We start from the raw sequence: 20,096 nt of genomic DNA, 5'->3' as shown, positions 1-20,096 counted from the left end.
GGCTACTACAAAAAAGCTCTGTCCAAGGACAGAGCTTTTTTAATCTAACTAGATAAATATTCCGAAACAGGCGACTTACGCGTCAACCCACACCAATTTATCGCTATAGTTACCTTGTATAATGTCAACAAATCGCTCTTCTAACACATGGCGCTTAACCTTGAGCGTTGGGGTAAGTAAATCGTTCTCAATACTCCACTCGTTTTTCATTATTACTACGCGATCCATTACCTGATGGCTTTCTAATTTAGTGTTGATAGCTTCAAACGTTTTCTTGAGGCTAGCTTCAATGCTGGCTTTGTCTTTCTTCTGCGCTTCTTCACTTAACACTAACAACGCCACTGGCTGAGGCAGATTTGTACCTGTTACACACACCTGTTCTACAATAGGGTTTTCCATAAATTTAGCTTCAATGGGTGCAGGCGTCACATATTTACCCTTGGCCGTTTTAAAAATGTCCTTCAAGCGACCGGTAATTTTAACGTAGCCATCGTTATCTATGACGCCTTTGTCGCCGGTGCGCAAGTAGCCGTCTTCGGTGAACACTTCAGCGGTTTTGTCAGGTTCTAAGTAATATTCCAGCATGTTGCATGGCGACTTAACCTGAATTTCGCCTTCCTCTGATGTGCGAATATCGACACCATCATAAGGCTTACCGATACAGCCAATTTTGTCATGTCTGAAAGGTACACTACCAGTACCGTAGGCACTGTTTTCAGTCATCCCCCACCCTTCGGAAATGTAGATACCGATCTTCGCAAACCACTCAATTACTGCAGGCGCCAATGGGGCTGAACCGCTCGCCCATAAACGCGCATTATTTATGCCCAAGCCATTTCGAATCTTCTTGGCAACGATTTTGTTCAGGAAGGGTATTTTAAGTAAGGTATCTAGCTTTTTCTGTGGCATTTTCGCTAACACGCCCATTTGGAACTTCGTCCAAAGGCGAGGTACAGAAATAAAGAGTGTTGGCTGGCAGTGGCCTACGTCCCGTTGAAAGGTAGCTAAGTCTTCAACAAAATGAATTTTTCCACCACTGTAGTAGCTTGAAAGTTCTACAAGCACACGCTCTGTGATGTGCGCAAGTGGCAAATAACTCATAGTGCGATCGTTTTCATTGATACCTAGCTGGTCGAGCGAGCGACGCGCTGCCCAACAAGCCGTGTTGTAACTGTGCACCACCCCTTTAGGCTGACCGGTACTGCCAGACGTATAAATGATTGTCATCATATCGTCCATGTCTGGCACGGGTGAATCTGCTATCGGCGCTATATCCATAAATTCTTTCCACTGCTGTTTAGTCGCAATGTTTGGATAAGGGAAGGCAACAGTTAGATATTCAGAAGGAATTGAAGCTACCTGTTCGGCGGTGTTATCTAGCTTTCCTACGAACAACAGTTGTACATCAGCGTGTTTCAACACGTAATGAACCGTGTCAGGGCCAGCTGTAGAGAAAATAGGCACCGACACGTGACCTGCCATCATTATGCCCAGGTCGACAATAAACCACTCTGCACAGTTTTTAGAAAAGATACCAATACGGCTGCCTTGTGGGAAATCTAGTTCACGTAAACGTGCCGCCACCTTTCGGGCTTGCTCCGCAACTTGTTTCCAAGTGTAGTCGTGATATTCACCTTTAATAGGCTGCGTAAGAAATACATCGTTCCCACGGCTTTGTTCCCAGTGGTACAACATACTTAATGGCGATGTTATTACTTCCGTGGTATTTGCGTTTGCTGTCATGTCTAGCGGCATAAGTCACTCATATGTTGTTATAATGTAGCTCATTTTTACAATGATTTCACAGACTTCTAATAAGCCTCATTTTTTATTGAAAAACAAGCTTTTTAAACAAGCGTTTACATTATTTGCGATGAATAACAACACTTTGAGCGCTAGATTTAGTTTTTTTATATATGCGGCTTTTCACTCTTTATGATTGTTTAGCATTAAAAACCGCTACTAAATACGTTCACTCAGACCAATTTTTAAACAAAATAGGTACTATTTCATCTGCCGAGCATGGCTTTGCGTAAAAATACCCTTGATGGAAATAGCAGGCCTTTCCGATAAGTTCGTCAACCTGTGCCTGTGTTTCAACGCCTTCAGCAACACAACTCATTTTTAAATTAGTAGCGAGAGCTATGGTAGTTGTTACTAGGGCTTCGTTGGCATTACCCGGTGCCATCTCATTAACAAAGCTTTTATCGATTTTTAAAACCGATAATGGATAACGTTTCAAATAGCTTAGTGACGAATAGCCAGTTCCAAAGTCATCCAGTGCTAAAACAAAGCCTTCTTTCACAAACCGCTCAATTTGTCTTAGCGCATTATCGCTATCATCCATCAATACGCCTTCAGTTATCTCAAACCTAAAGGCCTCCTTAGGTAAACCAAACTCATTGAGAAGGCCCAATACTCCACTCAAATCAAACTCAGTCTTAAAGTGAAGGGCTGATAAGTTAATTGACACATACCCATTGAAACCTTGTTCGTACCACGATGACAAATCTTCAGCCGCCCGGCGCATGGCTTGACGGGTTACTTCAATGATGTATTTAAGCTCTTCCAAAACAGGAATAAACTGATCGGGGAATAGCGGTTCGTCGTCTAACCTCCCCCTAAGTAGCAATTCTACTCCAACCGTTTTATTAGTTCTTGCATCTACTATTGGCTGGTAATGATTAAAGAAGCAGTCATCTGAATATGCGCGCTTTACCTTGTTTTCTATCTGCAGCCGCGTTTTTGCGCGCTCATTCATATCACTTGTAAAGTAAGTAAATCCGCTCAACGCATCTTTTTTAGCGCTATACATAGCAACGTCAGCTTGCTTAATAAGCTCTGCGGGTTCAGACGCATCTTCAGGGTAGAAAGCAACGCCGATACTACAAGAAACACGCAGTACCTCATCAGCCAATGAAATTGGTGTTTCTACCGATTCGATAATTTGTGCTACAAATGAGCTTAAATCATCGTCGGCGCCCACCTCTTCAATGACAATAACAAATTCATCGCCACCAAGACGGGCAACCGTTCCCGATTCTGCCACCAGGTTTCGCATTCTATTAGCGACAATACGCAGTAGTTTGTCGCCATAATCATGACCTAAAGAATCATTGATTCCTTTGAATCTATCTAAATCTACAAACATCACCGCCACGCGATGATCGTGATGACGTGCAAGCCCTATGGCGTGCTCAAGTCGGTCTAGCAATAGTGTTCTGTTTACTAAGCCAGTCAAACTATCGTATGTGGCGATTTTAAGCAGCTTACGCTCTGCATTTTTTTGCTCGGTAATGTCGGATATTACAATCAGGTAGTGTTCAGGGTCATTAGTTTCGCCACTTACCGCTGTAATATCTATCAAAACGTCATAACGCTTACCGTCAGCACCATCAATAGCAGTCTCGTCTTTCCAAAAGTCACCGCCTTGCATTTCAGGCAACTTGCCCGAAAGATGCCGATTAAGGTTGGGATAACGCAAATATAGGCGAGCCAACTGTTTAGGCAGTGGCTCTCTGTTGTTAAATCCAAATACTTGCTCAAAGGCAGGATTAGCGGCAACCAACCGCTTATCTTTATCAAAAATTAATACCCAGTCTCGGGTTTGTCTAAACGCATCGCTAAATAAAGTAACCTGTTGCTGTGCCTTCTGAAGCCTAAATAGCTGACGCTGTCTAGACAGTAAATAAGCCACTAAAAGACCGGCAACGAGAGTGGCATATATAGAATACGCGAGAGGTGAACGAAGCGGAGCATGAGGCATAGATAGAGTAATTTCCGCCGGCAGCACGCTAAAGTCGAAGCTACCAGGCGTAGGTGCCACGGTGAAAACATAATCGCCTGGCTCAATATTGGTAAAGGTTATCTTCGCATCGTCGGTAACGCCTTCAGTAACCACGCGGTCACCATTAAGAAGCTTATAGTAATATTTTACTTTGCCTGTTCCAGACATAGTGAGCGAAGAAAAGTGGATCGTTAATCCATAGTCTTCATAGTTTAAATTAAAGTGATGGCCGCTTAAGTTTTTGAGGGGTTGGCTAAGCACACGATTGTCTACCGCTACTTCTGTGATCGCCGTCTTTTTGCTGAGCAAACTTCTGTCTGTATCCAAGCTTTCAATCTGTGAGGCCGAAAATACAACGGCACCGCTTGTTGAACCATAAGCTAGCCTTCCATCATTAAGTTTCAGTGAAGCACCCTGATTGAACTCAGAAACACTTAACTCTCGACCGTATATGAAATTTTTAATTTGTGCCGTGGAGGGATCGTATCTGTGAAGACCTTTATGGGAGCTAAACCAAATGCTCCCAAACTCATCTTTTTGAAGCCCATACACTATGTTTGATAACAAAATATTGGTGTCGTTTAAATTGTATAGCGGTTCGAACGTGTCGACATCGACGCCTATTAGACCGACTCCACTATAGGCAAGCCAAAGTACGCCCATGTCGTCAATGACCCATGATGATATTGAGCTTTCGTTTCCTCGCTGTGCCTCTGGAAAACGATAAACCAGTTCATGTTGCGACGTTGCAGGATCGACTAACCACAATCCCCCCTTGGTAGCCAAGAACAACCTATTTTTGTGATATGTAGACTGGCCGATAAAGCCGTAAGAGAAATTGATGTCGAAGACTCGTGGGTCTAACTCTAGTGGAGTAACGGTTTTTTTATAAACGTCGTACTTAAAAAAGCCCTCATATCCAATAAAGTATAAAATGCCTTCATTAGATAAGATCATACCGGGGATATAGGTGTCGAAGACAGTGTTATCTCCCCTATTTGTTACTTCAGGACGAGATATTTCTTCTGTTTTCGGATCGAATAGTCGTATACCTTCATAAGTGCTGACTAACAACTTTCCTTCCTGCAACGGAATTATTTTATCTACCGTCCCCTTACCATATACTTCGTCGTCGAAATAAAGAAACTTTTCAGAAGTGTTTGTTGTGAAGTTGTAGTGGTTGAGTCCATTTTCAGTACCTATCCAAATTTTATTGGGCTCTGTTTCCGCGAAAGTCCACACCACATGACTGGTCAGTGCGCTCTTTACTGCCGCTCGTTCATTCTGAATAGCAAAAATGTCAGCACTTTTGACTCCAAAGTATAGCGCGCCTGCGTAGACCGAGCTCATCCACAAATTGTCAGCCTCGTCTTTCGCTATTGCTGTAATTTTTTTATTAGAGATTTCTGTAAAGCCGTTATTGGGCTCTAAAATATGTTCATTCTTCCAGCCGCTCGATGTTTCAACCAGTTGATACAGGCCTTTATTAGTGCCCATCCAGAACGAATTGTCTTTGTGCTGAACCATAGTCCACACATTTCTGTCAGTGACAACTTGCTCAAACACACCTTCTTTAACCCCGTTTACTTGCGCTAAAAAGTCTTCTTTTTGTGCGACGAATACCCCAAGTACCGTTGAAATCCATACTCTGTTCTGCTCATCCAACAGCAGAAATTTTGCATTAATATTGTCAATATTCTGTGGTGTCTCGCCTAAGTAATCCAAGCTAACAAGCGGCTGCTCTGTGTCCTGTATATTTTTTACATAAACGCCTTTGGATGTCGCTACCAGCAAGGTATCATCAATAGTGATAGCAGCACGAATAATATGATTATTCTCTAAAAGCTCTGAAGGTAGCTTAGCGATGCTAGTTAGTTTGTTTTTTTCAGTATCAAATAGCTGCACTTCCTCATTGAGCGCAAGGACCAATTCATTTGGGGTGTACCAGTGAAATGTCTCGGCATGTTGAACATGCTCTTCAAATTCGTGATAACTCGCTGGCTCTATTTGAATGACTTTTTGCGTAGAAAAATCAAGGTAATAGTTGCCTTGTCCATAAATGCTAAACCAAAGCGCTTTAGAACCTTGCAGCGCTAATCTGTATACTGACGAATCGAGCAGCGTATTAGTCGAATCTGTTATCCGTTTAGTTCTTACGCCGTCCCAGCGAACTAAACCACCGTCGGTGGCAATCCAGACGAACCCATCGTCACTTATCACAATGTCGTTTACGACATCCTGAGGAAGACCATTTTTTGTCGAAAGCGATTGGAAAACTGGGTTGGTAAGTCGTGGAGAAGCCTCTGCATAATTACAAACAGTAAAAGCCAAAAGCATCAGGTAGGATAAAAACTTCATCGAAAGTTGTTCGCATAGTTTAAATTTTTATTATGTAATTAAGTGTACCAGAATGTTCGAAACATGGGCAGTTTCGAAACAAGGTTTTTACAAACCTTCGCGATAAGGCTATCACATTGATATTAGTAAACTAATTCTACTTAATTTTGCGAAATAAATAGCGCCCAAAGCACACTACCGGAAGAGTGAACTATTGTTAATCTTGTTTAACAGGGACTCGCCCTACTGGTACAACTTGACGGCGAATGCTTGGTTGCGGAGATAACCGATACAGATCGCCATTTTGACCCACATAGTGCTTAGTTACACCGCAGGCTTTCGCTATATCGGCGTGTGCTTGTAAATGCAGGTGCTCACCGTGAACCGGAATAGCGATTTTAGGTTTTACCCAGTTATACATGAGTTTTAGCTCTTCTGCGCAAGGGTGACCACTGGCATGTATAGGTAAGGCACTGTCCTCACTATGAATCACCGCTACGCCTTTCGCCGATAACGCTTTACTTAGACGCCCTACACTCTCTTCGTTGCCTGGAATAACGATGGATGAAAATATGACGGTATCACCTTTGTCCAAACTTAAGTGTGGATGATTGTCCCGAGCCAGCCGGGCTAACGCTGTATTTTTCTCGCCTTGACTTCCGGTAGCCACTGCTAAAACTTCGTGTGGGGGTAAATAACCCAGGTGCTGAGGGTCGGTTATCGGTAAATCATCGGGCCAAATTCCTTGTTGCTTTGCAATGCCGTACATGTTTAACAAGGAACGTCCGTATAGCGCCATGTATCGCTTCGTTTTTTTAGCAACTCTAGCCAATGAAACAAGCCTTGCAATGTTGCTGCCAAAGCAACCCACAATCACCCTACCTTTAAGCGGGGAAATAGTACTGAGTAAACCGTCATAACAGTTTCTTTCCGAAATCGAAAATCCAGGCTTAGGAGCATTAGTAGAATCACCGACTAACGCAAGAATGTTTTCATTAGCCAGCTGTTTGTAGAGGTTTACATCAAAAGGCGAACCCGTAATGGGATTGGCGTCAATTTTCCAGTCAGCAGTGTGTAAAACAGTACCTGCGAGAGTTTCAATTTTAAGGGCAAAGGGCTCAGGCAAGGAGTGTGTAATAGCCAACCAGCTCACGCTGAAAGAGCCAATGTGCCGAGTGTCGCCAGCATCCACTTCAACAATGGGGATACGATTCGCAAGCTTGCTCCGAGCTAGCTTGCGTCGTAAGACTTCGGCAGTAAATGATGTAGTATAAATGGGCGCCTGGAATCGCTCCCAAAGGTAAGGAATAGCCCCAACATGATCCTCATGAGCGTGAGTGATCACAATCCCCGCTAACGCATCTTTTTGCTTAGCGATAAAAGACGGATCAGGCGCCACTACCCGGTGCGTGGTGCCCTTTTTCGAAGCACTTCCTTCTTCTTCTTCGCCATCACCACTTTTGTACCTCGGAACGAGGGGCTCATCGAATGACACTCCACAATCCACCATCAACCATTGACCATTGTGTCCGTATAAATTCAAATTCATACCAATTTCGCCGGTCCCGCCTAGGGGGACAAACCACAAGTCATCAATGTTTGGGTACAACAAGGTGTTTACTGCCTTCTTAAAAAGTTATATTCAACCAACGAAAACTGAAGATAAAAGCTTAAAAGTTATTCGTGCAATTCTGCGTTAAGCTGGTCGATAACTTCAGCCCACGCAGCATCTTCAACAATAGCATCTTTTAAAAATGCGGACTGACTTTCATTCCAATAAGGTGCTTCATGTAAATGCTGGCTTTTATTCAGCCCTCGATGTGTTTCAAAAAATTCAGCGATTTCTTCGTCAGAACTTCCTAGGCCGAGTTGACTAAATAAGCTGTTCATTGTTGGCTGTTCAGTAAACATAACGCCTCCTTGAGTTTTAGGGTAACGAGAAGGATACATATAACGTGCTACGTATCTAGTAGATAAGTACTTGAACTCACTATATCTACTTATTGAATAGTTACCCTCCTATATAAGCTTGAGATCACCCAGCACCCTCAAAACAAAAGTCCGCCTGATAGCTGATTAAAGATACTCAGCAAAGTCTTGTGGTGAAATTACCTCACCTTCTTCTGCTGGAACAGGACAAACAATAACCATAAGCTCGTCTTGCGTCATACCGGGAACCCACTTAGCTAAAAACTCTTCAGTTGTAAGTTCCATCGCTTCACAGTGCGCCCAATCTTCTGTAGCCCACAAGAGCGCGAGCTCAGCGTCAGGCCAAACCGGTACTCCGTCTTCTTCATCGGTAGTTAGCATTACGCAGCCATGCTCGTCTTTGAGGATAAACAGTTTTTGATCGGCTTTAATGGTCGCAAGGCTAGCTTCTAAGCGTTGAAAAGCGTTTTTTTCTAATAAAGGATGTATTTGAGACATAGGACTCTCTTTTAAATTCTGTCAATTTTGCGCCGTACATGACGGCACTCACGCAAAAGCTATTAGTCGCATTCAACTTATTGTAGACACACTGTCTATTATCTGTGAAAGACCAACGCGTCGTATTTGCTTCATACTGTGTATGTATAATTTTAATGTTACGTTTTCAAGGGTTCTTATTTTAGTTACATTGACATTGGCTGGTATCTGCTTTTCGATATTAGTGGGCAGCACGGCTACTCCCCCTTCGCTGAGTAAGTTATTCAATGCAAGGCTTAACGAGTTTGTCCTTAACTTTGCATCTCGCAGCTGAGGATAATCGGTGAGAAGCCAGTCTCTCGCCTTAGCACCCCAGTCAATTGCTACGAAATCAGCTGCATCAACAACATCGGAAATCTCACCTACACGATATAGTGCTAATTCATGCTCCATTACTACCTCGCTATTCACCTCTTCAGACTTTAGCGGCTCAGTGGAAAAAGCAAGGTCTGTTACTCTCTCGTGTAGTTGACGTGACAGCGAGTCGAGCGTTAAAACTTCAGCTTTTACAGACCAATCTGGAAATGAGTTATGAAGGTGACTTAGCATTGTGGGCAGCAGTAATTCGCTGGCAAGCTGTGTTGCTCCACAAACCACGTACTCAGACGATTGAATTTGCAGTTCTTGTTTTGCTTCGTTAAGCGTAACACACAATTGCTTGGCATAGGGAAGCAGCTTCTCTCCCGACTGGGTGAGTTGGATACTGTTTCGCTGCCTTATAAATAGCGTAGTGTGGAAGTATTCCTCTAGAAGTTTTATTCTCGCGCTAACGGCAGATTGAGTAAGGTAGAGATTTTCAGCGGCTTTGCCGAAATGGCGGGTTTTCGCCACCTCTATAAAGGTGGTAAGAAAGCGTATATCCATGCTAGATGTATAACCGAATTAATGTGGGTCTAAACTGACACAGATGATACGGCAAGTAAATACAAATGCACAGAGCACACCGTTTAAAACGGTGTGCTTAACTAAAAATCCAATTAATACTCTTCTTGATGCAAACGTCGCTGCTTTTCGCGTCGTTGCAAGTCTCGCTTCTGTTTTACCTTCACGGCACTTTGACGTTTAGAGTTTGGTTTTTTAGCGTGAAGATCTTCCTCTTCTACCGAGTCCCATTCATCACGCTGGTAACGATAGTCTTTACTCATCGACTTCTCAGGGTTATTAACAACCCCTCAATTATTATCCCAAGCGGCTAAATAGAAAACGAATTTTAATCATCGTAGCGACAAGAATTTTTGATGGCATTTTTACTGTAGTTTCACAGACGTATTTGGCAAGCATGTGTGTCATTTTTGTGACAATGCGCCTATAGAGAAAGCAGAAGAGGAATTCAAAAATACGTATATATTTCAGAACATTATGAATTAATGAAGATGCATTCCACCTTATTCAACTAAGCGCAGATTTAATAAAAATTTCCTCACGTTCCATTTTTTTACTCTGTTGAAAATTTTTTATTGATAAGAAAAAAATCTTTTGTTTTATCTTTGCTTTTATTTAACTTAAAAGTGCGCTGAACAAAACATTACGTTGGGTACAACATGAAAAGTTTAGCTATTCGACTATCTGCAAAACCGTTTATTGACCGTCAAAAGTTTCCCTATGGATTTCGCAAATCTGGGGATTTTAGTATTACTGAAGCTGATATTTTAACCAACTACGGCAAGACCTTATTAGGTCTTGAAAGTGGTGTTCTATCACCAGAAAGCGAAGACGAGCAACACTTCGTGAAGTTCATTAGTGGCGAAGTTGAAGCAGCAAATAACCTCGAAAAAGCGTGGGCAAAATACGTCAAGCTGGCACGAGGCAAAAAGCATTTCTATACCCTGCACAGCAGTGCTAGCAATCAATCAGATTACGACGACGATTATTCTGAAGAAGAGTTCGATGTAGCCTAATTTTGACATGCACGTTAAAAGCTCGCTCTGGCGAGCTTTTTTGTTTTTACAGATAAATGATCTCAATCAACTCTAAGCAAGAAGAAAATGAAGAAAGGTTAAGGACTGTCTACACTTAGAGTTATAAAGAGTGACGTTAACCAATGAAAACTGTTGCTCTATACAAAGAGCCCTAGCAAAGGAGACGCGCGATGATCATTAGTTCAAAACAGCTTACCCACTTTTCCATCCATGCCGTTGATGACAAAGTAGGAGGCGTACGCGATATTCTTTTTGACGATGAGACGTTTACCGTACGTTATCTGGTCGCGGATACAAATACGTGGCTTCCGCTTAGCAGAAAAGTAGTTATATCTCCCATCGCCGTGACAGAACTTGTGTACGATGATGACACTGTCCATATAAATATGACTGTTGAAAAGCTAAAGAACAGCCCATCAATCGACGAGCATAAGCCCGTCTCTCGTGAGTACGAGGAAAACCTCTTTAAATATTTTGGCTACGGTTACTACTGGATTGGTCCAGGAGCGTGGGGTGAGTTTGCACACCCCAATGAACTTGTTGAATTACAACAAGCGGAAGAGTCTGAAACACTTCACCCCCAAAAAGCCAGTAATCATTTAAGGGCTGTTGGAGAAGTGGGAGGCTATGAAGTTGCTACTACCACCGATAACGTTGGGCACATTAGTAACTTTATAATAGACACCCGAAGTTGGAAAATTGTAATGCTGGTTGTTGATACCAATAACTGGCTTCCTGGTGGCAAACATCTAGCGTTATTGCCGAATGATATTAAAAATATCGATTGGGCTGCGCACAGTGTTGAAGTGAAACTCAGTCATGACGAGTTAGTTAATAGACCAGAGGTTGATAGCGATAGAATTTCAGAAGACGATTATATTGATATGTTGTGCAAACAGCTTGATAGATAAGCTTAGATAAAACGCTAAAGACGTGCTAAATCATACAATGTCCGTCATTCCGCGGACATTGTAGTTTAAACTGCCAACACGAATAGGCTATTCGCAGAAAAATTCGTCCATCAGCGCTATAAGGCGTTTTACGCGTTCATCAACAATGCGATAGTAAATTGTTTGGCCTTCCCTTCTAGTCGCTACCATTTTTGATTCTCGCAGCAATGCAAGATGCTGAGAAATCACAGGCTGAGAAACATCGATTATTTCTAGTAGTTCGGTAACCGACTTTTCCTCTTTCAGTAACGAACAAAGCACCAAAAGACGTGTTTTATTCGCAAATTGCTTTAGGAAAATCTCAGCTTCCGCTGCGTGTTCCATAATGTCTTCTGAACCTATTACCATATCTTCAGACATAAACGCTCCGTATCTATAAAGTATTCTGACAACAATTTAGCCTTTTATTATACTAAAGTATAAACTATTCTGCCGACTTGCCATTATATGCGATGAAATTCGGCAATATATATTGTCTTATCGTTTTTCAATCAATATATTAGATTAACCTTATTTTTTAGTCGCAAGACGCAGTTAGATAATGGAAGCGCCATGCTAATAGATATCCAAACTCGAATTAAAAATATTGACTTCGACATTCGTTGTATAACTGCTGAACAAGCCTTTGAAGAGTTATCTAGCAACAATGGAGCACTCATTGATGTAAGGGAGAGCAAAGAAGCAGAAAGCCAACCGGTACCTTCTGCTCTCAATATTCCTAGGGGCGTGTTAGAAATGAAAGCGCTAGAGCAATTCAAAGAGGCATCGGTACCACTTTACATACATTGTGCATCTGGTGTTCGTGCGAAATTAGCAGCTGAGCAACTAATGCGTATGGGATACGACGATGTATCAGTTGTAACCTGCCCTGTACCTACCATCAACCAAGCACTCGAAAAATGACTTGTACTATAGGACTATGCTATAACTCTCTCAACACATAAGTAGAGGGCGCGTATGCTTAAATCCACATTAGAACAATGGCGAATGTTTAAAGCCGTGGTTGATGCAGGTGGCTTCAATCAAGCAGCTGCAGAAGTACATAAAAGTCAATCTAGTGTGCATCACGCGGTTCAAAAACTAGAGAGTGCTATCGGTGTAGCACTGTTTGAAAATATTGGCCGTAAAGTTAAGCTTTCTCCACAAGGCGAGCTTATGTATCGTCGCGCCTCGTTTTTGCTTAACGAAGCTCACAAGCTTGAAGAAGTAGCGAGTAGTTTAAAAGTGGGGACCGAAACAACGCTGCGCATAGCTGTGGATATTATTTTTCCTTCTGAATTGCTCTATAACGTGCTTGCTAAAGTCTCTGCTGAGTTTCCCCTACTGCGTATAGAAATAGAAGAGACCGTACTTAGTGGTGCAAATGCATTGTTAAGCAGCGGAAAAGTAGATTTGGGCATCTCTCCCTTTGTCTTTCCGAGTGGGTTTAGTGAAGATTTGTGTGAAATTGAGTTCGCCGCTGTTGCTCATTCCGAGCACCCCTTACATCAATTGAATAGAACCCTTACTTTAGAAGACCTAAAAAGTCATCGCCAGATTGTCGTCCGCGACTCTTCCGCAGAGCGCAAAGCAGATGTTGGTTGGTTAGGAGCAGAACAACGCTGGACAGTGAGTCACGTAAGAACATCGTTAGATATCATTGCTCAGGGCTTAGGCTTTGCGTGGCTACCTATTGCAATAATAAAAGACGAATTAGAAAATGGAACTTTGGTTCCACTTCCCATAGATAACAATGCTGCGTTAAGAAAAGCACTTCTTTATCTTTCCTTTGAAGATGGAGATACATTAGGTCCAGCAGCTCGAGCATTTATGGGGGAATTGAGGTACCAAACAATGAACTTGCCCAATTCGGAATTCATGTTGGACTCTTGCACTGAATAACTTGTGTTAGCTAACCGCCGCCGGTAAATGTTGAAAACCTAGTACAAAGCCAAATAGTGAGATCGACACACCTACCAAAGCCACTGCGCCGTCGTCTGTTGCCATTCCTACGGACATAATGAATACTGCTAATGCTGGAATTAACCCCATAAATGGAATTAGTTCGAGGGGTATCATCACTAAGCCACACCCTACACAATTTAATGCAATCAGTGAGCGAAACACAGGCTGCCTCATAAAGAAACAACGTGGAACGAGAAAGCGGTCAACCCGTGCTGCATAGGGCTTTACTTTTTTAAGCATATCGCGTAGTCGATGAGCCTCACATTGTATATCCATTACTTTTCGAGGCAACCAAGGGTGCCTACTACCGAGTAAAATTTGCAATGCAATAAGTAAAATCGTTACACCTGTTAAAGATGGAATTCCAGGAATGGCGCCGACAGGGGTGCAAGCAATAAAAGAAGGGAGCGCTAACATGGGACCAAAGCCGCGCTTTTCCATGACTTCCCAAAAATCTCCGAAATAAAATATGTTTTGCTTTGACCGCGGCTGCATTTTCGTCAGCAGCTCAGTCAATGTCATTGATCTTTCAGCTGTTTTTGCCCACATTTTCAGTTCCTTTGATACAATTTATCTTGTATTCCACTAATTTTAGGGGCGAGATACGGACGAAAAGAGCGCAAATACTCGCCAAATGACATCCACACCCTTATTTTCAGAAAAGTAGATCGTATTCAGATTTGTGCGAAAAATGTGCCAGCGCCTCTCCACAGTAGAATTTGCAAATTATTGGGAATACTTTTTGCAGCAGTGTGTAAATTGGTAACACTCATTATTAAATTAACAAATTAAATTTCTAGTGCGAATTGCGATAGTAAAATCGTAACAATGAATTCAAGGGAATGTGTTTCTATGAGCAACGCGCTTAAATTGAATGTGGTATTACCGTTAAACGAAAACACAATGCATAGAAATGTGTGACTACAAAGAGCTATCCAGTTACCTTTTCTCTCTCATTGTGGTAAAAATATAACATTGATTTTATTCCATATTTTTGATGGAAAGTAATAGAGAAGGACATCCGTGTGCTAACCGTACTTTTAGTTGATGACGACGCCGAGTTTACAGAAGTAGCTTGTACTATCATTGAATTTTTAGGTCATGACGTATTGACCGCTGCTACGTTAGCAGAAGCCCGTGACTGGCTTGAGAAAGAAACATTCGATCATGTGCTGTTAGATTTTATGCTGCCCGATGGAAGCGGTGCTCACCTATTCAACGAACTTGATGCGCTGCCTAAGCGACCCCGTGTAACTCTCATTACAGGCCATCCTTCAGTAAAGAGTGTAATAAAAGGGTTGTGTGGACCCACCGTAGACTATCTTGTAAAACCAATTCAACGTGAAGAAATTGAGGCGGTACTAAGTAAGAAACCAAAAGCAAAAGCGCCAGCAGAAGAAAAGATTGAAAAACACTTCGACTTGCTTATTGGCGAATCACCCGTGATGAAAGAGTTATACAAACTCATTTCAAGAGTCAGCAAAACCAGCGCTAACGTAATGTTGTTAGGCGAAAGTGGTGTGGGTAAGGAAGTTGTTGCTGCTGCAATTCACCGAGCCTCAGAAAGTGAGGGCCCTTACATTGCCACAAACTGTGGTGCATTTTCTAAAGAATTGATTGGTAGTGAACTGTTCGGTCATGAAAAAGGCGCTTTCACAGGTGCGGTAGGTCGTAAAGAAGGCGTTTTTGAACAGGCAGAGGGTGGTACCCTTTTCTTGGATGAAATCACAGAAATGCCTATCGATATGCAGCCTAACCTTTTGCGCGTACTCGAAAACAAAGTAGTGCTTCGCGTAGGTGGCACAAAGTCAATTCCGGTAAATTGCCGTGTGGTTTCTGCAACAAATAGAACAATGGAAGAGATCGCACAGAGCAAAGTGTTGCGTGAAGACATTTATTTCAGACTGGCTGTTTTCCCAATTACCATTCCTCCCTTGCGTGAAAGAAAAGAAGACATTCCTCTTTTGGCAAAAACTTTTATTGCAGAGTTTAACAAAGACAACGGCTCTAATTTTAAGTGGGAAGATAATCAGCTAGAGACCCTTCAAGCCTACGATTGGCCAGGTAACGTTCGTGAGTTAAGACACTTTGTTCACCGTGCAGCTATCATGAGCGACCCAGAAAAGAGTGAGATTGAATTACCTAAAACTATTGAATCTCCTTTTGCACAAAAGCAAAGTACGACACCTGCCCTTCAAGCGGGAAGAACCATTGAAGATGTAGAAAAAGAGCTCATCTACGCCACCTTAGAGAAAGTAAGTGGCAATAAGACTACTGCAGCAGAAATGTTAGGAATAAGTACTAAAACCCTATACAACCGTCTTCATGCTTACGGCGACCTAAGCAAAGATGAATAATAAGAGGTATTAAACATGACTAGCGAAGAGTTTTCACGACTGGGTGTTTTTGTACATGATGCTCGGAAGCCGTTAAATAGAATATCTATGCAGGCAGAGCTAGTAAAAATGGCCTTGAACGGAGACGTTGCTCCTGAGAAAGCACTGGCTGCGTTGGATAAAATAATAAGCAGTGCAAAAGACTGCAGCGAAACCCTATCTGAAATGACATCAGAATTAGGCAAAAATGATCCGGAACAAATAAATGATCTCTAAAGTTCTGTCTTCCATCTACAGCTGGATAATTTTGGTTGTTGTCATCATTGTCGTTATGACAGCAAACTCTTTTTACGTGGTAAGCACACTCAACGACCTCTCGGCACTTGAAGCCAGATTATTTACAACTAATCGAGTAATTAATGCGGTAAACAGGCTTCACGTTGCTGTGCTCCGAGTGGAGTCAGGCCAGCGAGGCTACATGCTTACAGATGACGAAGAATATCTCACTGACTACACTGAATCGCTTGGCGTTATCGGCGAGTTAATGGACGAAGTGGAGGTGAGCTCTTTTTCGTCTGATATCGATGAGCAAACTGTAAGAATTGAGGAATTGCTTAAGCTAACCAAGGCCAAGGTCAACGAGGTTATTCAAGCAGTAGAACTCGTTAAGGAAGGGAGTAAGCAAGAGGCTGTTAACCTGGTTAAAAGCGATAAAGGTATTCTGCTTTATAAACGTTTTGAAGTACTTTTTCGCGAAATCGATGAGTCTGAACGTGATATGCAAGGTACGCATTTAGCAAATTTGATGAGCTTGCGAAGAGACTCAGTAAATACCTTAATCATCTCATCGGCTACTACCCTACTACTCGTTATTGCGGTTTTCCTGCTATTAAAAATAAATTCGCGAGAGCACGAAAAGTATCAGGCTGATCTTGAGAGTGTAAATGAGGATTTAGAGAGTCGCATAGAAGAACGAACACAGGAACTTAGCCTTTATTCTGATGAGCTAGCCCGAAGTAACCGGGAATTGGAAGATTTTGCATTCGTTGCTTCGCATGATTTGCAGGAACCACTTCGCAAAATTAGGGCGTTCGGCAACCGGCTAGAGTCTGGATACAACGAGGTTATTGATGAAAGAGGTAAAGATTATCTAGCGCGAATGCTAAACGCAGCTGAGCGCATGTCGATGCTTATATCTGACCTCCTTGCGTTTTCTCGTGTATCAACCCGTGGCAAAGATTTTAATGAAGTAGATTTAAACAAGGTTGTGCAAAGCGTATTAAGCGATTTAGAAATCGCCATTGATGAAAAATCAGCGCGGGTAGACGTTAGCGAGAATATGCCTACCGTTCGTGGTGACAAGACACAGCTCGAGCAACTGTTTTTAAACTTAGTCTCTAATGCGCTTAAATTTCAAAGTGAAGGCGTTACGCCCGTTGTCAAAATCAATTTACAAGAAGCAAGCGAAGAAGATACTCGAGATATCATAATGTCTGAGGAATACGATTGGATAAAAATTACGGTTACTGACAATGGTATTGGTTTTGACCAGTCATTCGCAGAGAAAATATTTGCTCCTTTCCAGCGCCTTCACGGTAGGAGTGAATATAAGGGCACGGGCATAGGGCTTGCCGTATGTCGAAGAATAGTAGAAAGACATAATGGTCAGATCACTGCAACGAGCGCGCAAGGTCACGGGGCCACATTCACTATAATTATCCCAGTGGATAGCGAGCCGTTTGGTTCTAACAATAATAATGGAGAGATACACAATGACGCGTAAACAAACCCAACCAATAAATATATTGATGGCCGACGATGATGAGGATGATCGTTTACTGACCGTTGACGCGCTGCAAGAGAGTCGCGTACTAAACAACTTATTTTGTGTTGAAGACGGTGTGGAATTATTGGAGTTTCTCCGTCATGAGGGGAAATACACGGATCCTGCGTCAGCGCCTCGCCCTAGCCTCATCTTGCTTGATTTAAATATGCCGAGAAAAGATGGTCGCGAAGCACTCCAGGAACTTAAAAACGACCCTAAACTACGCAGTATTCCCGTTGTTATCTTAACAACATCAAAAGAAGAGGAGGACATGCTTCGTGGTTACGACCTTGGTTGCGCCTCTTATATTACTAAACCAGTTAATTTTGAGGGCTTGGTTGAACTAATGCGTGCGCTAGGGCGCTATTGGATCGAGTTTGTAGAGTTACCACACGAGTAAAAGAGGTACTAGATGTCAGAGGTTATTAAAATTCTATTGGTAGAAGATGACGAAGATGATTACTTCTTAACTTCTGACTATCTAGAACAGTGTGAGTCACCTAAGTTCGAGCTGACTTGGGTGACAAACAGTCTTGATGCCGTTGAGGCGCTGAAGACCCAAGATTTTGATTTGTGCTTGCTCGACTATTTATTAGGCGCTGAGAATGCTATAGATGTTTTAGGCGTTTTGAAGTCGAATCAATTTAGTCTTCCAGTCGTTATTTTAACGGGTCAGTCAGACGTTACAGTAGATGAAATGGTAATGCGCGCAGGCGCCGCTGACTATCTACAGAAGTCCGAAATAGAAACACCACGCTTTATGCGCACCATACGCTACGCTATGGTTCGTCGGGACATAGAGAACGAGCGGATTGAACGCAACAAGGTTGAGCAAAAGAACAAAGCTAAAGACAAGTTCCTTGCTCATCTTGGTCATGAACTGCGCACCCCACTCACCTCTATTCTAGGCTACACAGAACTTCTCATAGATGACGCGAGAAACAGCCCGTTCCAACAAGAGCTATCGATAATTCACTCAAACGGCAAACATTTATTGAGCTTGCTCAACGATTTACTCGACATGTCTCGGATAATGGCAGATAAATTAGAACTAAACATTAAAGATGTGAACTTATCTGCTTTTCTTACTGATATTCACTCATTAATGCGCTTGAACGCCAAGGATAAGGGGCTGAGTTTAAATGTGGTTTCTAATACCAAAATCCCTGAATTTGTTCAGACAGATCCCACTAGACTTCGTCAGGTCCTGCTTAACCTGATTTCTAATGCGGTTAAGTTCACTGACAAGGGCAGCATCACGCTCACTATTACTCTTGAGGGAAACTCAACAGATTCCGACAAACCTCAGCGACTTAGATTTTCCGTAGACGATACTGGCATTGGAATGCCTCCAGACAAACTAATTAATATCTTCCAACCTTTCGAACAAATTGAAGATGTGATGCGCGCCAATCACGGTGGTGCAGGTCTAGGGCTCGCCATTTGTAAAGAACTTGTCACTAAGCTTGGCGGCGATATAGATGTGTCATCTCGACTAGGGCAAGGCAGTACATTCACATTTGATATTAATCCAGGTGACGTATCTACACAGCCCCTCATTGACATGGAGCTCGGTCAGATACAAAACGTTGAATCTAGCAGTATCGATCTAAATGTTACAGGTAGAGTACTGATTGTTGATGACTTAAGAGAAATTCGACGACTTACCGGCCACCTTGTAAGCCAGTCTCAGGCAGACATTAGTTATGCTGAAAATGGCGTTAAAGCACTCGAAGCAGTGTTACAGGCTGATGAGCACAATCAACCTTTTGATTTAGTTCTTATGGATATCCACATGCCTGTGATGAACGGCATTGAAGCACTACATGCTATACGTCGTCATGGCAAAGATATTCCCGTCATTGCAGTTACCGCGGCCAGTCGCAAAGGTCTCAGAGAATCTCTAATACGTGAAGGTTTTAACGATATCATAGGCAAACCAATAGACCGCTTTGCATTAGCTCAGCTTCTATCACAATATCTCCCTCCTGGCGATCACATCACTTTCACGAATGTAGAAGCACAAGTTGCTGACATGCCCTTACATAAACCTTTTGCGCCGGAAGAGAACATGCCCACAAGCGACGGACTTAAATCCTATATGAATACAGGCTCAGTGGCGGAAAATACTTCTCAGATAAAAAATGATAGTACTCCAGCAAACAAGCGTATTTTAGTGGTTGAAGATGATGAAGATGCTGCAGAGCTATTGCAGCTTTTTTTAGTGCACTTGGGACATGAAGTTACCACAGAGCATTGCGGTGCAGATGCACTTACCACCGCACAAAGCGGCGACTTTGATCATATTTTAATGGATTTAACGCTACCCGATTACAGTGGTTACGATTTAGCTGGTGAACTTAAAGATAAGTTGCCAAATGCGACGCTTACCATTGTTAGCGGGCATGAAGCGGATCAAGACATGATGGGGTCAATAGGTATAGATAGCGCTCTACTCAAACCCGTTTCAAAAGATGACCTCGCATCCGTTGTGGGTGGAGGTTAGTTTTTCACTTCCTAAGTAGGAAAATA

The 20,096-nt window shown here is 42.5% G+C and carries 18 protein-coding genes; 9 read left to right on the top strand and 9 right to left on the bottom strand.

Going from position 1 to position 20,096, the window contains the following annotated elements; translation table 11 throughout:
- Positions 1-75: 75 nt before the first annotated feature.
- From V7R55_RS17800 to V7R55_RS17770, 7 genes are all read right to left on the bottom strand, one after another.
- Entirely contained in the window at positions 76-1,755 is a 1,680-nt protein-coding gene (locus V7R55_RS17800) for an AMP-binding protein (RefSeq protein WP_334060583.1), read from the bottom strand.
- Positions 1,756-1,972: 217 nt separating this feature from the next.
- Complete coding sequence (locus tag V7R55_RS17795) at positions 1,973-6,145, bottom strand: EAL domain-containing protein (protein WP_334060582.1); 4,173 nt, start codon at positions 6,143-6,145, stop codon at positions 1,973-1,975.
- A gap of 196 nt (positions 6,146-6,341) precedes the next feature.
- On the bottom strand, positions 6,342-7,736 hold the full coding sequence (locus tag V7R55_RS17790) for a ribonuclease J (protein WP_334060581.1): 1,395 nt from the start codon (positions 7,734-7,736) through the stop codon (positions 6,342-6,344).
- A 65-nt stretch (positions 7,737-7,801) separates the two neighbouring features.
- Positions 7,802-8,035 (bottom strand): DUF2789 domain-containing protein, encoded by a 234-nt coding sequence (locus V7R55_RS17785; RefSeq protein ID WP_014949810.1) that lies wholly within the window; start codon positions 8,033-8,035, stop codon positions 7,802-7,804.
- A gap of 165 nt (positions 8,036-8,200) precedes the next feature.
- Complete coding sequence (locus V7R55_RS17780; protein WP_334060580.1) at positions 8,201-8,551, bottom strand: DUF2750 domain-containing protein; 351 nt, start codon at positions 8,549-8,551, stop codon at positions 8,201-8,203.
- Between the two features lie 72 nt (positions 8,552-8,623).
- Positions 8,624-9,454 carry a LysR family transcriptional regulator gene (locus tag V7R55_RS17775; protein WP_334060579.1) on the bottom strand — a complete coding sequence of 277 codons (831 nt, stop codon included), beginning with the start codon at positions 9,452-9,454 and terminating at the stop codon, positions 8,624-8,626.
- A gap of 113 nt (positions 9,455-9,567) precedes the next feature.
- Positions 9,568-9,735 (bottom strand): hypothetical protein, encoded by a 168-nt coding sequence (locus V7R55_RS17770; RefSeq protein WP_334060578.1) that lies wholly within the window; start codon positions 9,733-9,735, stop codon positions 9,568-9,570.
- A 396-nt stretch (positions 9,736-10,131) separates the two neighbouring features.
- Between V7R55_RS17770 and maoP the strand changes: the two genes are divergently transcribed.
- Positions 10,132-10,488 carry a DUF413 domain-containing protein gene (maoP, locus tag V7R55_RS17765; protein ID WP_334060577.1) on the top strand — a complete coding sequence of 119 codons (357 nt, stop codon included), beginning with the start codon at positions 10,132-10,134 and terminating at the stop codon, positions 10,486-10,488.
- Between the two features lie 191 nt (positions 10,489-10,679).
- Positions 10,680-11,420: a PRC-barrel domain-containing protein gene (locus V7R55_RS17760; RefSeq protein WP_334060576.1), complete on the top strand. Its 741-nt coding sequence runs from the start codon at positions 10,680-10,682 to the stop codon at positions 11,418-11,420.
- Positions 11,421-11,507: 87 nt separating this feature from the next.
- Here the strand turns inward: V7R55_RS17760 and V7R55_RS17755 are convergent, their stop codons facing one another.
- Complete coding sequence (locus tag V7R55_RS17755; RefSeq protein ID WP_334060575.1) at positions 11,508-11,819, bottom strand: ArsR/SmtB family transcription factor; 312 nt, start codon at positions 11,817-11,819, stop codon at positions 11,508-11,510.
- A 192-nt stretch (positions 11,820-12,011) separates the two neighbouring features.
- Here V7R55_RS17755 and V7R55_RS17750 point away from each other — a divergent pair, with 192 nt between their 5' ends.
- Both V7R55_RS17750 and V7R55_RS17745 read left to right on the top strand, forming a co-directional pair.
- Positions 12,012-12,362, top strand: a complete 351-nt coding sequence (locus tag V7R55_RS17750) for a rhodanese-like domain-containing protein (protein WP_334060574.1) — start codon at positions 12,012-12,014, stop codon at positions 12,360-12,362.
- Between the two features lie 54 nt (positions 12,363-12,416).
- Positions 12,417-13,340 carry a LysR family transcriptional regulator gene (locus tag V7R55_RS17745; RefSeq protein WP_334060573.1) on the top strand — a complete coding sequence of 308 codons (924 nt, stop codon included), beginning with the start codon at positions 12,417-12,419 and terminating at the stop codon, positions 13,338-13,340.
- Between the two features lie 6 nt (positions 13,341-13,346).
- On the opposite strand, the gene V7R55_RS17740 is transcribed toward V7R55_RS17745, so the two are convergent.
- The gene (locus V7R55_RS17740) at positions 13,347-13,952 is read right to left on the bottom strand and encodes an exopolysaccharide biosynthesis protein (RefSeq protein ID WP_334060572.1); all 606 of its coding nucleotides are present in this window, start codon (positions 13,950-13,952) and stop codon (positions 13,347-13,349) included.
- 476 nt (positions 13,953-14,428) lie between these two features.
- Here V7R55_RS17740 and V7R55_RS17735 point away from each other — a divergent pair, with 476 nt between their 5' ends.
- The 5 genes from V7R55_RS17735 to V7R55_RS17715 are packed head-to-tail and all read left to right on the top strand — an operon-like array spanning position 14,429 to position 20,070.
- The gene (locus V7R55_RS17735; RefSeq protein WP_334060571.1) at positions 14,429-15,760 is read left to right on the top strand and encodes a sigma-54-dependent transcriptional regulator; all 1,332 of its coding nucleotides are present in this window, start codon (positions 14,429-14,431) and stop codon (positions 15,758-15,760) included.
- A 15-nt stretch (positions 15,761-15,775) separates the two neighbouring features.
- The gene (locus V7R55_RS17730; protein WP_334060570.1) at positions 15,776-16,015 is read left to right on the top strand and encodes a hypothetical protein; all 240 of its coding nucleotides are present in this window, start codon (positions 15,776-15,778) and stop codon (positions 16,013-16,015) included.
- Complete coding sequence (locus tag V7R55_RS17725; protein ID WP_334060569.1) at positions 16,005-17,522, top strand: sensor histidine kinase; 1,518 nt, start codon at positions 16,005-16,007, stop codon at positions 17,520-17,522. Before V7R55_RS17730 ends, V7R55_RS17725 begins: the two co-directional genes overlap by 11 nt.
- The gene (locus tag V7R55_RS17720; protein WP_025255558.1) at positions 17,512-17,964 is read left to right on the top strand and encodes a response regulator; all 453 of its coding nucleotides are present in this window, start codon (positions 17,512-17,514) and stop codon (positions 17,962-17,964) included. The genes V7R55_RS17725 and V7R55_RS17720 overlap by 11 nt, the downstream gene beginning before the upstream one ends.
- A gap of 12 nt (positions 17,965-17,976) precedes the next feature.
- On the top strand, positions 17,977-20,070 hold the full coding sequence (locus tag V7R55_RS17715) for a response regulator (protein ID WP_334060568.1): 2,094 nt from the start codon (positions 17,977-17,979) through the stop codon (positions 20,068-20,070).
- Positions 20,071-20,096 lie beyond the last annotated feature (26 nt).

The organism is Alteromonas sp. S005 (assembly GCF_036864475.1).
In the GTDB taxonomy this organism is placed as follows: domain Bacteria; phylum Pseudomonadota; class Gammaproteobacteria; order Enterobacterales; family Alteromonadaceae; genus Alteromonas.
The sequence above is the reverse complement of the archived record's forward strand: the minus strand, read 5'-3'. Positions and strand labels throughout refer to the sequence as shown.

Coding starts and splice junctions, on each gene's coding strand:
- V7R55_RS17800 (WP_334060583.1), bottom strand. CDS start 1,755: ATGCCGCTAGACATGACAGCAAACGCAAATACCACGGAAGTAATAACA.
- V7R55_RS17795 (WP_334060582.1), bottom strand. CDS start 6,145: ATGAAGTTTTTATCCTACCTGATGCTTTTGGCTTTTACTGTTTGTAAT.
- V7R55_RS17785 (WP_014949810.1), bottom strand. CDS start 8,035: ATGTTTACTGAACAGCCAACAATGAACAGCTTATTTAGTCAACTCGGC.
- V7R55_RS17780 (WP_334060580.1), bottom strand. CDS start 8,551: ATGTCTCAAATACATCCTTTATTAGAAAAAAACGCTTTTCAACGCTTA.
- V7R55_RS17775 (WP_334060579.1), bottom strand. CDS start 9,454: ATGGATATACGCTTTCTTACCACCTTTATAGAGGTGGCGAAAACCCGC.
- V7R55_RS17770 (WP_334060578.1), bottom strand. CDS start 9,735: ATGAGTAAAGACTATCGTTACCAGCGTGATGAATGGGACTCGGTAGAA.
- maoP (WP_334060577.1), top strand. CDS start 10,132: ATGAAAAGTTTAGCTATTCGACTATCTGCAAAACCGTTTATTGACCGT.
- V7R55_RS17760 (WP_334060576.1), top strand. CDS start 10,680: ATGATCATTAGTTCAAAACAGCTTACCCACTTTTCCATCCATGCCGTT.
- V7R55_RS17755 (WP_334060575.1), bottom strand. CDS start 11,819: ATGTCTGAAGATATGGTAATAGGTTCAGAAGACATTATGGAACACGCA.
- V7R55_RS17750 (WP_334060574.1), top strand. CDS start 12,012: ATGCTAATAGATATCCAAACTCGAATTAAAAATATTGACTTCGACATT.
- V7R55_RS17745 (WP_334060573.1), top strand. CDS start 12,417: ATGCTTAAATCCACATTAGAACAATGGCGAATGTTTAAAGCCGTGGTT.
- V7R55_RS17740 (WP_334060572.1), bottom strand. CDS start 13,952: ATGTGGGCAAAAACAGCTGAAAGATCAATGACATTGACTGAGCTGCTG.
- V7R55_RS17730 (WP_334060570.1), top strand. CDS start 15,776: ATGACTAGCGAAGAGTTTTCACGACTGGGTGTTTTTGTACATGATGCT.
- V7R55_RS17725 (WP_334060569.1), top strand. CDS start 16,005: ATGATCTCTAAAGTTCTGTCTTCCATCTACAGCTGGATAATTTTGGTT.
- V7R55_RS17720 (WP_025255558.1), top strand. CDS start 17,512: ATGACGCGTAAACAAACCCAACCAATAAATATATTGATGGCCGACGAT.
- V7R55_RS17715 (WP_334060568.1), top strand. CDS start 17,977: ATGTCAGAGGTTATTAAAATTCTATTGGTAGAAGATGACGAAGATGAT.